Here is a 304-nt window from a genome sequence, read left to right as displayed (position 1 = left end):
CGGGCTTGCCCAGAACAGATCGGCCACCGGCCAGCGCTCGACCGGCGCGGTCCGGATGTCGCCGAGGTAGTGGTCCGTCTCGGGGACGTTGACCGAGTGGCTCTCGATGGCCTTCTCCCAGTGGTTGGCGGCCCGGGTGACCCGGACGCCGGGAACGGCGTGCGCGCCCTGCGAGCTGCCACCGGCTCCACAGAACCAATCCCTCAGGTCGAGCATGTGCGTCCTTCTTTCGATCTTTCGCGGGTGGTGCGGGGGGCGGGTGTCCGGCCCGCCCCCTTCTATTCAACAGTCTACCCGATTTACT

The 304-nt window shown here is 67.8% G+C and carries 1 pseudogene; it reads right to left on the bottom strand.

Annotated elements, in window-relative coordinates:
• Positions 1–216 (bottom strand): annotated as a pseudogene (locus tag HT134_RS44370) (DNA cytosine methyltransferase); the annotation flags it as partial.
• Between the last annotated feature and the right edge of the window lie 88 nt (positions 217–304).

It is taken from the genome of Nonomuraea rhodomycinica (genome assembly GCF_013363995.1).
Lineage (GTDB): Bacteria > Actinomycetota > Actinomycetes > Streptosporangiales > Streptosporangiaceae > Nonomuraea > Nonomuraea rhodomycinica.
This window is presented reverse-complemented; position numbering and strand designations above follow the sequence as displayed.